14 protein-coding genes and 1 pseudogene are annotated in these 12194 nt (G+C 62.8%); 9 read left to right on the forward strand and 6 right to left on the reverse strand.

Translation table 11 applies throughout. From position 1 onward, the window contains the following. Positions 1 to 204: 204 nt before the first annotated feature. Complete coding sequence (locus tag WEA77_RS13660; RefSeq protein ID WP_368068433.1) at positions 205 to 810, forward strand: porin family protein; 606 nt, start codon at positions 205 to 207, stop codon at positions 808 to 810. A 114-nt stretch (positions 811 to 924) separates the two neighbouring features. Here WEA77_RS13660 and purL read toward each other — a convergent pair whose 3' ends face one another. Continuing rightward, positions 925 to 3183, reverse strand: a complete 2259-nt coding sequence (purL, locus tag WEA77_RS13665) for a phosphoribosylformylglycinamidine synthase subunit PurL (RefSeq protein WP_368068434.1) — start codon at positions 3181 to 3183, stop codon at positions 925 to 927. 152 nt (positions 3184 to 3335) lie between these two features. Between purL and WEA77_RS13670 the strand changes: the two genes are divergently transcribed. Continuing rightward, on the forward strand, positions 3336 to 3758 hold the full coding sequence (locus WEA77_RS13670) for a hypothetical protein (RefSeq protein WP_368068435.1): 423 nt from the start codon (positions 3336 to 3338) through the stop codon (positions 3756 to 3758). 253 nt (positions 3759 to 4011) lie between these two features. On the opposite strand, the gene WEA77_RS13675 is transcribed toward WEA77_RS13670, so the two are convergent. From WEA77_RS13675 to purQ, 3 genes are read right to left on the reverse strand one after another with little or no spacing between them, the layout of a single operon-like run. Further along, on the reverse strand, positions 4012 to 5016 hold the full coding sequence (locus tag WEA77_RS13675) for an adenosine deaminase (protein WP_368068436.1): 1005 nt from the start codon (positions 5014 to 5016) through the stop codon (positions 4012 to 4014). A gap of 44 nt (positions 5017 to 5060) precedes the next feature. Next, complete coding sequence (locus WEA77_RS13680; protein WP_368068437.1) at positions 5061 to 5459, reverse strand: cytochrome c; 399 nt, start codon at positions 5457 to 5459, stop codon at positions 5061 to 5063. Next, positions 5459 to 6127, reverse strand: a complete 669-nt coding sequence (gene purQ / locus WEA77_RS13685; RefSeq protein ID WP_368068438.1) for a phosphoribosylformylglycinamidine synthase subunit PurQ — start codon at positions 6125 to 6127, stop codon at positions 5459 to 5461. The genes WEA77_RS13680 and purQ overlap by 1 nt, the downstream gene beginning before the upstream one ends. Before the next feature lie 169 nt (positions 6128 to 6296). Here purQ and WEA77_RS13690 point away from each other — a divergent pair, with 169 nt between their 5' ends. Beyond that, positions 6297 to 6449, forward strand: coding sequence for an entericidin A/B family lipoprotein (locus WEA77_RS13690; RefSeq protein WP_368068439.1), 153 nt, complete (start codon positions 6297 to 6299; stop codon positions 6447 to 6449). Between the two features lie 59 nt (positions 6450 to 6508). On the opposite strand, the gene WEA77_RS13695 is transcribed toward WEA77_RS13690, so the two are convergent. Further along, a complete protein-coding gene (locus WEA77_RS13695) occupies positions 6509 to 6853 on the reverse strand; it encodes a DMT family protein (protein WP_368068440.1) in 345 nt (114 codons plus the stop codon). Between the two features lie 151 nt (positions 6854 to 7004). Here WEA77_RS13695 and WEA77_RS13700 point away from each other — a divergent pair. Then, positions 7005 to 7079: pseudogene (locus WEA77_RS13700) on the forward strand (entericidin A/B family lipoprotein); the annotation flags it as partial. Between the two features lie 65 nt (positions 7080 to 7144). Here the strand turns inward: WEA77_RS13700 and WEA77_RS13705 are convergent. Next, positions 7145 to 7921, reverse strand: a complete 777-nt coding sequence (locus WEA77_RS13705) for an exodeoxyribonuclease III (protein WP_368068441.1) — start codon at positions 7919 to 7921, stop codon at positions 7145 to 7147. Positions 7922 to 8001: 80 nt separating this feature from the next. Between WEA77_RS13705 and tatA the strand changes: the two genes are divergently transcribed. The 5 genes from tatA to serS all read left to right on the forward strand — a co-directional run bounded on the left by tatA (position 8002) and on the right by serS (position 12069). Continuing rightward, entirely contained in the window at positions 8002 to 8211 is a 210-nt protein-coding gene (gene tatA, locus WEA77_RS13710) for a twin-arginine translocase TatA/TatE family subunit (protein ID WP_368068442.1), read from the forward strand. A 26-nt stretch (positions 8212 to 8237) separates the two neighbouring features. Next, positions 8238 to 8597: a Sec-independent protein translocase protein TatB gene (gene tatB / locus WEA77_RS13715; protein ID WP_368068443.1), complete on the forward strand. Its 360-nt coding sequence runs from the start codon at positions 8238 to 8240 to the stop codon at positions 8595 to 8597. Further along, on the forward strand, positions 8594 to 9421 hold the full coding sequence (gene tatC, locus WEA77_RS13720) for a twin-arginine translocase subunit TatC (RefSeq protein WP_368068444.1): 828 nt from the start codon (positions 8594 to 8596) through the stop codon (positions 9419 to 9421). Before tatB ends, tatC begins: the two co-directional genes overlap by 4 nt. A gap of 101 nt (positions 9422 to 9522) precedes the next feature. Further along, on the forward strand, positions 9523 to 10551 hold the full coding sequence (locus WEA77_RS13725; protein ID WP_368068445.1) for an NYN domain-containing protein: 1029 nt from the start codon (positions 9523 to 9525) through the stop codon (positions 10549 to 10551). Between the two features lie 72 nt (positions 10552 to 10623). After that, the gene (gene serS / locus WEA77_RS13730; RefSeq protein WP_368068446.1) at positions 10624 to 12069 is read left to right on the forward strand and encodes a serine--tRNA ligase; all 1446 of its coding nucleotides are present in this window, start codon (positions 10624 to 10626) and stop codon (positions 12067 to 12069) included. Positions 12070 to 12194 lie beyond the last annotated feature (125 nt).

Here is a 12194-nt window from a genome sequence, read left to right on the forward strand (position 1 = left end):
GGGCTGGAAGGCCCGCCGCGTCTGCGTTTAGTCCCTATAAGGGTCTTGCAGATCCTCAGAGCGTTGAGGCGCAGTGTGGCCTCTGCGCACAGGTTCAGACCTGCTACATTCTTCATGGAACGGGGCTTCGTGCCCCCCGTTGTTAGTCTGTCTCGCCCGAACGGCAGGCACTGATTTTCAGTAGCGTTCCTCAAAGGAGAACCCATGTTCCGATCCATCCTTCTCGCAACCGCCGCAGCTGGCCTTGCGGCCTCAGCCCAAGCGCAGGACACCGGCCTTTATCTCGAAGGCGGCTATCAATACCTTGATGTGAAGCCAGACGGCGCCGAAAGCGGCGTCGACACGAACGCCATCGCTGTGCGTGCCGGCTGGAAGTTCAACCCGAATTTCAGCATCGAGACCGAACTCGCCACCGGCATCGAAGATGGCGATTTCGACTTCAACACCGATGAAGACGAATTCAACTTTGACGACAACAATGATGGCGACCTGGGCGACGTGATCGCCGCGTCCGGTGATCTCGGACTAAATTACCTTGTCGGAGCCTATGGCAAGGTAAACCTTCCGCTCACCGAGCGTCTCGGCGCCTATGCGCGTGCGGGTTACGCCTACATTGACCTCAATGCTTCGCTCGTCACGCCCGGCGGGCTGGATATCAATGTTGAAGATTCTGCAGACGGCCCGGCCTTTGGCGCAGGCATGCAGTACGGCCTGACCGACACTCTCTACCTCAAGGGTGACTACACCTACTACTCGTTCGACAGCACCGACACGAGTGGTGTGATGTTGGGTGTCGGCCTCAAGTTCTGATCCGCACCCTGGCTTGAGCCCGCAAAGGCGCCCTCTCCCGCAAATGGGCCCCGCAAATGGGGCCCGCATATGGGGCCGGCATATGGGCTCCGCATATGGGGGAGGGCGTTTTGCTTAAACTGCGCTCATGTATCCCGGCAGCCAGCCTTCATGCGCCGCGCGCAGGTCTGCCAGCTTAACGGCAAATTCCGGCGCGTCCTGGCCCCATCCCGTTTCCAGCACGACGGAGTCGCCGCCGAACACGCCGAGGCGACCCGGCATGAAGCCGCGCGAGTCCCATTTCTTCAGCTGCGCTTCGCTGACGGCCACCAGGTAGAGGGCCGAGCCCTCGCCGAACAGGCAGGCCTCATCGCGCTTGTCGTCCGGTTCACGGTTGCCGACGAAGCGCGCGCCGATGCCGGACGCAAGCGCCATCTCGGCGGCGGCGCAAGCGATGCCGCCATCGCTCACATCATGCACGGCGTTCACGAGGCCAGCATTGATCAGGCCCCGGATGAAGCCGGCATTCAGCTTCTCGGTGCCAAGGTCGACCGGTGGCGGCGGGCCAAGGTCATCGCCCTTGAGGCCGAGCCAGACGCGGGCATAGAGCGAGGCGCCGAGATGGCCCCGTGTTTCGCCGACCAGAATCAGGGCGTCGCCGTCCTGCGCGCCTTTCAGCGTGGCGGTTTTCGAGAGGTCCTCGATCAAACCAACGCCGCCGACCACCGGTGTCGGCGGGATCGCCTTGCCGTCGGTCTCATTATAAAGCGACACGTTGCCGGAGACGACCGGGAAGTCGAGCACGCGGCAGGCTTCCGCCATGCCTTCGATGGCCTTCACGATATAGCCCATGGTTGCGGGCTTCTCGGGATTGCCGAAATTGAGATTGTCGGTGATCGCGATGGGCAGGGCGCCGACAGCGCTGAGATTGCGATAGGATTCCGCCACCACCTGCTTGCCGCCCTCGTAGGGGTCGGCGGTCACATAGTGCGGGTTGCAGTCAGAGCATATGGCGAGGGCCTTGTTGGTGCCGTGGACGCGCACGATGGCGGCGTCACCGCCGGATTGGGAGGAGTCCAGCGTGTCGCCCATGACATGGCGGTCATACTGTTCCCATACCCAGCGTTTGGAGGCCATGTCGGGGGTCGACATGAGTTTCATCAGCACGGCGCCGTAGTCTGCCGGTTCCGGATACTTTGTGATATCGAAGGCCGGGCGTTTTGTGGGCTCCGTCCACGGACGATCATAATTCGGGGCGTCCTCGCCGAGCGGGGCCACCGGGATATCACAAACCACCTGGCCGAACTGTTTCAGCACGAGCCGGCCTGTCGTGGTGGTCACGCCGATCACTTCGGCGTCGAGGTCCCATTTGTCGAAGATCTTCTTGGCTACGTATTCCTTGCCGGGCTTCAGGATCATCAGCATGCGCTCCTGGCTTTCGGACAGCATGATCTCGTAGGCGGTCATGCCGGTCTCGCGTTGGGGCACAGCGTCGAGGTCCAGCTCGATGCCGACACCGCCCTTGTCCGCCATCTCGACGGAGGAGGAGGTGAGGCCGGCCGCGCCCATGTCCTGGATGGACTGGATCGCGTCGGTTGCCATCAGTTCGAGGCAGGCTTCAATCAGGAGCTTTTCCGTAAACGGATCACCGACCTGAACCGTCGGACGGTTGTCTTCCTCGCCTTCGGTGAACTCGGCGGAGGCCATGGTCGCGCCGTGGATGCCGTCGCGGCCGGTCTTCGAGCCGACATAGAGAATCTGCAGGCCGGGCAGGGCGCCGCGGGCGTAGAAGATCTTGTCCTGGTCGGCGAGGCCGACCGCCATCGCGTTGACGAGGATGTTGCCGTTATAGCCCTCGTCGAACTGGGTCTCGCCCGCGACTGTCGGCACGCCGACGCAGTTGCCATAACCACCGATGCCGGCGACGACGCCGGAGACGAGCTGGCGTGTCCTGGGGTGGTTTGGGTCGCCGAAGCGCAGCGCGTTGACCAGCGCAACCGGGCGCGCGCCCATCGTGAACACATCGCGCAGGATGCCGCCCACGCCGGTCGCGGCGCCCTGATAGGGTTCGATATAGGAGGGGTGGTTGTGGCTCTCCATCTTGAAGATTGCTGCCTGTCCGTCACCGATATCGATGACGCCGGCATTCTCGCCCGGTCCCTGGATAACGCGCGGGCCCGTGGTCGGGAATTTCGCAAGATGGCGGCGGGAGGATTTGTACGAGCAGTGCTCGGACCACATCACCGAATATATGCCGAGTTCGACAAGGTTGGGCTTACGCCCGAGGCGCGAGACCAGCCGCTCCCACTCATCGGCCTTTATGCCGTGTTCGATACCGGCGCCGGCGTCCTGCTCGGCGGTGAGATGGGCAAGAATGCTCTGTTTGTCCGTCATGCGGGGGCTTTAGCCGCTCTTTCCGCGAACCGAAAGGGGAGAGTGCGGCCCCGGCGAACCTGGGCAACTGAAGAGCCATTTCATGGCGCGTGTAACTGGCCAGGGGCTGGGGTGTTGGCAGTCTGTGTAACCAGTTACACAGGAGCCATCCCATGCGTAACCTCCTCATCGCCCTTCTGCCTGTGGCCCTCGTCGCCTGCGCCAGAACCAGTCCCACCGCCGCAGAAGCGCCCGCCGCCGCAACCCAGCCCGCAAAGCAGGCCGCGGAGAAGCCCGCTGCTCTGGCTGTCTGGCTCACGCAAGCACCCGGCACATGCACCCAGACCCGCGGCGCCAATCCGCGCGTGACCTTCGCCTCGGCGCAGGGCGAGGCGCTCTTTTCGGCTGCCTGCCTGGCTGCCGCGCCTGAAACCGGCGCGCCGATGTTCGAAATTCAGACGGTGACCGCTGCCAATGCGCCGGGCGAGCGTATCAAGATCTGCTCGTCGTCCGACAACGCAGTTGCCGCGTCAAATCCTGCCGACGAGCCCGGCCGCGTCCTCGGCTACGCCGAGACAGGCGCCACGGTGCCCTAAGCCCTGGCGCGCGGCGCCGGGGAACTGAAGATCGCCTGAGGCAACCGCGCGGCGACCTTCCCGGCCGACCCGGTGATGAAACAGCTGATCGACCCCTGCCACCCACCGTATGTGCATCCCGAGAAGGACGCGCCTGCGGCCGAGGACGGCGAAACCGGAGACACAGCGGCGCCCGGAGAGTTCGCCCAGCGGCATCTGACGCGTGCACCCAAGGCGCGGCTTTTGCAGATCCGGCAGCCGCGCCTCCCCATTTTCAAGCCAGCGACGCCTCGACGGCCTCGATGTGTTCTGCCTTTGCGGCCTCCGGCAGGAAACTGGCGGTGAAGCTGTTGCGCCCCAGCTGGATGATCTGAGCGTCAGATAGTCCGAGCGCTTGCGCCGTTTGCTCGTAGTTGCGGCCGATATAGCCGCCGAAATAGGCCGGGTCGTCGGAGTTTACGGTGACCATCAAGCCGGCCTCGAGCTGCGCTTTTACGGGGCTGTCCTTCAGGTCCTTGATCACGCAGAGCGAGAGGTTCGACAGCGGGCAATTGGTCAGCGGGGTCTGCCTGTCCCTGAGGATCTCGATAAGGGCAGGATCTTCCATCGAGCGGTTGCCATGGTCGATCCGGTCGACGCCGATCTCGATCAGCGCCTCGCGCACATATTCAGGAGGGCCTTCCTCGCCGGCGTGCATGCACAGTTTGAAACCCATCTCGCGGCAACGACGGTATAGATTTTTGAACTTCAGGGGGGGGTGGCCCATCTCGGAGGAGTCGAGCCCAACGCCGACGAACGCGTCATGCCAGCCTTCAGACTCCTTCAGCAGCGCGAAGCCGTCCTCTTCGGAAAGGTGCCGCAGGAAGCTCATGATCAGGTAACCGGTGATACCAAGTTCCCTCTCGCCGCGCCTGAGGGCTGCCAGGATGCCTTCGGTGACGACGCCAAACGGCACGCCGCGCCCGGTATGCGCCTGCGGGTCAAAGAACATCTCGACATGGCGCACATTGTCGGCCGCCGCGCGCTGCAGGTAGGCCCAGGTGAGGTCGTGGAAGTCTTCTTCCGTGCGCAGCACCTGCATGCCCTCGTAATAGAGATCCAGGAACTCCTGCAGGTTCGAGAAATCATAGGCGGCCCTGGCCTCGCCCAGCGTCTTGAAGCGCAGATTGATCCGATTGCGTGCGGCGAGCTGCATCATCAGCTCGGGCTCGAAGCTGCCTTCGATGTGGAGGTGAAGTTCGGCCTTGGGCAGGCGCTGGATCAGGTCAGGTTGGGTCATGCGTCAAGCGGTAACCGAACGCTGTTGAGGCGTCCAGAACGGGTTCAGTCTGCGCCGCCCACCTGCACGGATTTCAGGTAGGCGACGAGGCCGTTGATGTCGTTTTGTTCAAACTGCCAGTCGGGCATGTCGGGATGGTTGCTGATCGTGGCGTCCGCGAAGCGCGCTTCAAGCGTGTCGAGGTTGATGGTCTGGTTCAGAAGGCGAAGCGGCGGCGCATCACCATGCGGGCTCTCATCTGCAGCGCCGAGGGCGTGGCAACCGGCGCAGCTTGTCTCGGCAATTGCCTCGCCGCGCCCGATCTGCTCAGTCCGCTGCGCCAGCACAATGCCTTCAGCCGGGTCCGCCGCCGCAGCTTCGGGCGCAAGCGTTTCTGAAGGTCTGGAGCAGGCCGGCAGCGAAAGCGCGAGGAGGACGGCGACGAGGAGGCGCTCCGGTCTCATCAGGCCGCTGCCATCAGGCTTTCGAACAGGGCCGTGCCATCCGCGCCGCATTCCGCGCCGCCCATAGCGCGTTCGGGGTGGGGCATCATGCCGAGCACACGGCCGTTCTCCGACAGAACGCCAGCAATATCCCGCGCTGCGCCGTTGGGGTTTTGCCCCGAGGCATAGCGGAAGGCGACACGGCCATCGCCCTCGAGCCGGTCCAGCGTCGCGGCCTCGGCGTAGTAGTTGCCCTCGGCATGGGCAATCGGGATGACGATCTCGCTGCCGCCGGTATAGGCGCTGGTGAAGGCTGTGTTGGCGCTCTCGACCTTCAGTTTCTGCGGCTTGCAGATGAAGTGCAGAGAGGCATTGCGCACCAGCGCGCCGGGTAGCAGGCCCGTCTCTGTGAGGATCTGGAAGCCATTGCAGACGCCCAGGACGTAACCTCCGCGCGAAGCATGCGCCTTCAGCTGCGCAACGATGGGCGAGTTGCCGGCCATGGCGCCGCACCGCAGATAGTCGCCGTAGGAGAACCCGCCCGGGACCATGACAAGATCGGTACCGTCCGGGATCACCCCGTCCTTGTGCCAGACCATGGCGGGGGCCTTGCCGGTGGCTTGCAGCAAGGCGTCATGCGCATCGCGGTCACAGTTCGAGCCCGGAAAGACGATCACAGCTGTTTTCATGGGCGACTTCATAGCAGGGAGTCGCGGGCCTTGAAAACCACCGTTGCCGTTCGGAATGACTGCGGCTTTTGGGCAACACCTCAGGGCTCTTGCGTTTTGGCCCGTCTTGCCGTGTCCCGCGCGCGGCCTCATCCTCAACAAATCACCAACTAAGCAGGAGACTTATCTTATGAAAAAATTCGTAGCTGCCCTGTTCGCCATCGCCCTGATCCCCGCCATCACGGCCTGCAATACGATCGAAGGCATCGGCAAGGACGTCAAAGCCGGCGGCGAAGCGGTCGAAGAGACCGCTGTTGAAGTCAAAGAAGACCTCTCGAAATAACGCGGCAATCTTGCCCGAACTGAGCCGGCGGGTCCAAACAGGCCCCGCCGGTTTTCGTTTCAGGTCTTGCCCTGGAAGATGAACCAGGCGCCGAGCGCGATCAGGCCGAAGCCGATGGCATGGTTCCAGCCGAGTGGCTCTTTCAGGACCCAGACCGAGAAACCGGCGAAGACGACCAGCGTGATTACTTCCTGGATCGTCTTCAGCTCAGCGGCCGAATAGACCGAATGGCCCCAGCGGTTTGCCGGTACGGCGAGGCAGTATTCGAAGAAGGCGATGGCCCAGCTGACGAAGATCACCAGCAGCAGGGGCGCCGCCTTGAACTTCAGGTGGCCATACCAGGCCAGCGTCATGAACAGGTTGGAGATCGACAAGAGGACGATCGGCAAAATGTGCGGGGGCATCCGTGTCTCCGGAAAAAGCAGGCGCTGGACGTTGGTTTAAGTCGTCCGTTTGACCCCGTTTCGCAACGGTATTTCGGCCGACGCGCCGTCAAAGGAGATTAGACTGATCCGAAAAATGAAACATGCTGGCCCGGCGCTTATCGCGCTCGTTATGCTGGCGGGCTGCAACACAATCGCCGGTATCGGCAAGGACCTGCAGGCCGGCGGCGACGCGATCAGCCAGGCATCGTCCGCAGCGACGCAGGCAGCGAAGCGCCAGTCGAGACCGCGCCGAAGGCGTAAGGGACCGTCTCAGTCCTCGAAAGTGGCGATCACCGGGACGTGGTCGGAGGGCTTCTCCAGTGCGCGGGCCTTACGGAAGATCTCGATGGTTTTCAGCCGGTCGGTCATCCGGGGGCAGGTCAGCACATGGTCGATTCGGATGCCGTGGTCCTTCTGGAAGGCGCCGGCCTGATAGTCCCAGAACGTGTACTGGTGGGCGCGGCCGTCACAGGCTTCGAAGACTTCGGTCAGGCCGATATGTTTCAACCGGCGGAAGGCCGCGCGGGTTTCCGGCAGGCCGAGGGCGTCAGTGTTCCAGACCGTATCATCCCAGCAGTCATCCGGCGCCGGGATGCAATTATAGTCGCCGCAGATGACGAAGGGTTGTTCGGCGCGGAGCATTTCGCGCGCATGCTGTTCCAGCGCCTCTGACCATTTCAGCTTGTAGTCATACTTCTGGCCGGGAGCCGGGTTGCCGTTCGGCACATAGATGGCCGCTACCCGGACCGGCCGGGGGCTCATGACTGTCGCTTCAATATAACGGGCCTGATCGTCCCTGAGGGAGCTCATCTCCCTGGAGACATCCTCCAGGGGGAATTTGGAGAGGATGGCGACCCCGTTATAGGTTTTCTGGCCGTGCACGGCGCAGGTCCAGCCCTGTTCCTCCAGCTCGAGATAGGGGAAGGCGTCAGTCTCGCATTTCAGCTCCTGCAGGCACACGACATCCGCCGCGATGCTGGCGAGCACGTCCAGCACGGTCGCCAGCCGTGCCTTGATCGAATTGACATTCCAGGTCGCTATCCGCATCGCCCCCTCATAACAGCTTCGCCCCATTGTTCCAGCACGGCAGGGGGCCTATACTGGCTGAAATCATCAGGAGTTCGTACATGGCGCCCGGTTGGATGCAGATTTTGTTGGTCGCTGTTGTGGCGATCCTCCTGTTCGGTGGCCGTGGCCGCATATCCTCGATCATGGGCGACATGGCCAAGGGCATCGGGGCGTTCCGCAAGGGCCTGAAGGATGATGAAAAGCCGTCCGGGAAGGACGACCTTCTCAACATCACCCCGAAGAAGGACGAAACGAAGTCCTCTTCGTAAGCCGCTGAACCGAAGGGCGCATCGCCATGCTGCCCGGCATAGGGTTTTCCGAAATCATCGTTCTTGGCCTTGCGGCGCTGATCTTTGTCGGCCCGAAGGACTTGCCCATGCTGATGCGCAAGCTCGGCCAGTTCATTGGCAAGGGCCGGCGGATGGCGCGTGAGTTCCAGGCCGCCTTTGATGACATCGCCCGGCAGAGCGAACTCGACGAACTGAAGAAGGAAATCGAGGCGCTGAAGCGCTCCAACACGATGACGCAGGCGCAGGCCGACCTCGCCGCTGTTGAGGCCGACATCAATTCCGCCGTGATGCGCCAGACCGAAACGCCGCCGGGGCCAACCCCGCCGCCGCCCGACCCGAAAGTTACCGGGGAGGAGAAGGCGTGAGCTATGTTCCCCCGCCCGACGAAAAGCCGGAAATCACCGACGAGGTGGAATCCAGTCGCGCCCCGCTGCTGGACCATCTGAACGAGTTGCGCTCGCGTCTGATCAGGGCTCTGCTGGCGCTCGCGGTGGCGGCGATCGGATGCTTTTATTTTGCCGGTGATATTTATCTGCTGCTGATCCGACCCTTCGCAGCCATCGCGGAGGATATTCGCGGCGCGCCACTGGAATTCATCTTCACGGCGCCGATGGAGTTCTTCTTTGCGAAGCTGAAAATCGCCGTTTTCGCGGGCCTGTTCGTCGCGTTTCCAGTGATCGCCTGGCAGGTCTACGCTTTCGTTGCCCCGGGTCTCTACAAGACGGAACGCGGAGCTTTCTGGCCATATCTCATGCTCGCCCCGCTGCTGTTCGCGCTCGGCGCAGCCTTCGTCTACTTTGTCATGCTGCCGATGCTGGCGCGGTTCACAGTTTCGATGGAGCAGATCGAAGCCGCGGGCACGACCATACGCCTGCTGCCGAAGGTGGCGGACTATCTTGCGCTCGTCATGGCGCTGATGCTGGCTTTCGGCCTCTCCTTCCAGCTGCCGCTGGTCCTCACCCTGCTCGGCCGGCTTGGTATCGTTTCGGCCAGCATGCTGGGCAAGGGCCGCAAGTATGCGATCGTCGGCATCCTCGCTTTTGCCGCCATCTTCACGCCGCCGGACCCGATGTCCCAGATCCTGCTCGCCGTGCCGGTCTACCTGCTCTACGAAATCTCGATCTTGTGCGTGCGCCTTATCGAAAAACGTGCAGCCGCCGAAGATGCTGCCACCGCAGCCACAAACTAAGCCCTGCAAAAACCTGCTTAGGCCGGTTGCATTTTTCTTGCAGGTGTCGAAGGTGGTCGGCGGGCAATCAACCGACTCCCGAGAAGCGAGGAGCCTCCCGCGTGGCGCGCGTCAAAAGCGTTTTGCTGGTCGATTTCGACAATATCTACGGCGCGACCAGCGAGGACGTGGTGAACAACCTGTCTAACTGGCTATTGTGGCTGGAGGATGGCGCCCTCTCGCACGGCCAGAGACGGCGCACCTTCGTGCACAAACGCGTCTACTGGAACCTGCAGTTCGACAAATACCGTCCCGATTTCGAACAGGCGGGTTTCGAGGCTTTCAACTGCAGGGCGCTGGCCAAGCGCAAGATCAGCGCGGGCAAGAGTTCAGCCGACATCGTCATCACGATGGACGCGGTCGAACTCGCCCTGGAGACGAGGAACCTCGACGAGATCATCGTGCTGACGACCGATTCTGACTTCGTGCCGGTGGTCAACCGGGTCCAGCACCCCGGCCTTCGCGTGGTCACGGCCGGCAAGGAGACTGACGCGACCTATGACCTCTACAGTCAGCATGCTGACGCAGTGATCCACATTGCAGCGCTGAAGGCCGGTTTCAAATACCAGCGCACGCCCCGCAAATGGTACCAGCTGCGCTCACCGCCGCCGGTGATCGCGCCGCTGACCCTGCAGCGCGAGCGCCAGTCCCCGCTGATGGGGCGCGTGCGCGCTGCCCTTACGGCCGGGGAGGGCGGCCAGCCGGGCGTCGCGCCGCAACTGCTGCGCGCAGCTGATATCGTGAAGGCGCTCGGCGAGCGGATGCCTGATCAGACGATCTCCAAGACCAAGATCGTGCGCGCCCTCACGGCGGTGACCGAGTTCACCCCCGCCTACGAAAACGGCATTCGCCCCTGGCTCGGCCACAAGAACTTCGCCGCGATGATGCGCCGCCTGGAGCAGATCCACCCGGAAATCCAGGTCAACAATCTCGGCAAGGGCCGGATCGAGGTGATCTACCGCGAACCGGGCGCTGCGCCGCGCCTCGTCCGGCAAGAGCCGCTTGGCGAAACGCTTGGCCCCCTGAATGAGCCTGTGAACGAGGACGAGGCGGAACCGGCCATGCCGGCCGGGCTTGGTTCACCCGCCTGAGTGTGGACAGGAGGGGGCGGCGCGGATTAGAGGCTGTCCCCAGAAACCAGACCATCCAAGGCGCCTGTACCCATGTTCGATATCCGCGCGATCCGCGAGACCCCTGACGTTTTCCGCAAGGCCTGGAACCGCCGCAAGGCCGGGCTGGGGGACGAGACTGTCTCGCGCATCCTCGAACTGGACATCGCCTGGCGCGCCGCGACGACCGCCAGGCAGGACGCCGAAAGCGCCCGCAATGCGCACTCGAAACTGATCGGTCAGGCAAAGGCGAAAAAGGACGAAGCGCAAGCCGGGCGCCTGATGGAGTTGGTGGCGGAGGCGAAGACGACCATCGAGCAGGCGGGCAAGTCGGAAGACGAGGCGCGCAAGGTGCTCGACAACCTCCTGATGGGCCTGCCGAACCTGCCGCTGGACGAAGTGCCGCAAGGCACGGACGAGCATGGCAATGTTGCGGTGGGAAAGCCATGGGGAACGACGAAACGGATCAACAATCCGAAGGACCATGCAGACCTTGGCGAAGCGCTGAAGACACCGGCTGGCTTTTCGCAAATGGACTTCGAAGCTGCTGCGCGCATGAGCGGCGCGCGCTTCGTAGCCCTGCGCGGCCACCTGGCGCGCATGGAACGGGCGCTCGCCAATTTCATGTTGGATATTCAGACTTCGGAGCATGGATATCAGGAGACGAGCGTGCCGCTGCTGGTGCGCGATCAGGCGCTGGTGGGCACGGGGCAGCTTCCGAAGTTCAAGGAAGATCTGTTTCAAACCGGTGATGCGGAAGCCGCTTTTAAGTTTGCGATGGAGGCTCAAGCGGCGCGTATCGCGATTGAGATGGAGCAGGCAGACGCAGAAGAGTTTTCTAAGAACGTTTTGCAGTTTGCTTTGGAAGGATCGCGCGGTTTGATCGAGATGAACCGGTTCTATCTCATCCCGACCTCTGAAGTCCCGCTCACGAATCTCGTGCGTGAACAGATCCTCGACGCGGCGCACCTGCCGCTGCGCTTCACCGCGCACACGCCGTGCTTCCGCTCTGAAGCGGGCAGCGCCGGGCGCGATACGAAGGGCATGATCCGGCAGCATCAGTTCTACAAGGTCGAACTCGTCTCCATCGTCGCGAACGAGGCGGAGGGCCTGAAGGAACTCGACCGGATGACCGCCTGCGCGGAGGAAGTGCTGAAGCGTCTCGATCTGCCCTTCCGCCGCATGCTTCTCTGCACCGGCGACATGGGGGCAGGCGCGCGCAAGACGTATGACCTTGAAGTCTGGCTGCCCTCGCAGAACACCTACCGCGAAATCTCGTCCTGCTCCTATTGCGGCGACTTCCAGGCCCGCCGCATGGACGCGCGCTACCGCCCCGAACCCAAGGCGAAAACCGAGTTTGTGCATACCTTGAACGGCTCTGGTCTGGCGGTCGGCCGCACGCTGGTGGCAGTTCTTGAGAATTATCAGAACGCGGATGGATCGATAACGGTGCCGGAAGCGCTGCGCCCGTATATGGGCGGGGTCGAGGTGATCCGCTAAGCTCCCTGTCCCGTTGGGAGAAGGGCTCGCGAAGACAGGAAATCGTATACGATTTCCTGAGCGAGGGGATGACGGGCCGGCCGCACGATCCAGCCTCAAACCCCTCAACCCTGCCCCTTCCTTCG

Source organism: Hyphomonas sp., from assembly GCF_040882205.1.
In the GTDB taxonomy this organism is placed as follows: domain Bacteria; phylum Pseudomonadota; class Alphaproteobacteria; order Caulobacterales; family Hyphomonadaceae; genus Hyphomonas.

Coding starts and splice junctions, on each gene's coding strand:
- purQ (WP_368068438.1), bottom strand. CDS start 6,127: ATGAAAACAGCTGTGATCGTCTTTCCGGGCTCGAACTGTGACCGCGAT.
- WEA77_RS13670 (WP_368068435.1), top strand. CDS start 3,336: ATGCGTAACCTCCTCATCGCCCTTCTGCCTGTGGCCCTCGTCGCCTGC.
- WEA77_RS13660 (WP_368068433.1), top strand. CDS start 205: ATGTTCCGATCCATCCTTCTCGCAACCGCCGCAGCTGGCCTTGCGGCC.
- serS (WP_368068446.1), top strand. CDS start 10,624: ATGTTCGATATCCGCGCGATCCGCGAGACCCCTGACGTTTTCCGCAAG.
- WEA77_RS13680 (WP_368068437.1), bottom strand. CDS start 5,459: ATGAGACCGGAGCGCCTCCTCGTCGCCGTCCTCCTCGCGCTTTCGCTG.
- tatA (WP_368068442.1), top strand. CDS start 8,002: ATGGCGCCCGGTTGGATGCAGATTTTGTTGGTCGCTGTTGTGGCGATC.
- tatB (WP_368068443.1), top strand. CDS start 8,238: ATGCTGCCCGGCATAGGGTTTTCCGAAATCATCGTTCTTGGCCTTGCG.
- purL (WP_368068434.1), bottom strand. CDS start 3,183: ATGACGGACAAACAGAGCATTCTTGCCCATCTCACCGCCGAGCAGGAC.
- WEA77_RS13705 (WP_368068441.1), bottom strand. CDS start 7,921: ATGCGGATAGCGACCTGGAATGTCAATTCGATCAAGGCACGGCTGGCG.
- WEA77_RS13690 (WP_368068439.1), top strand. CDS start 6,297: ATGAAAAAATTCGTAGCTGCCCTGTTCGCCATCGCCCTGATCCCCGCC.
- WEA77_RS13695 (WP_368068440.1), bottom strand. CDS start 6,853: ATGCCCCCGCACATTTTGCCGATCGTCCTCTTGTCGATCTCCAACCTG.
- WEA77_RS13675 (WP_368068436.1), bottom strand. CDS start 5,016: ATGACCCAACCTGACCTGATCCAGCGCCTGCCCAAGGCCGAACTTCAC.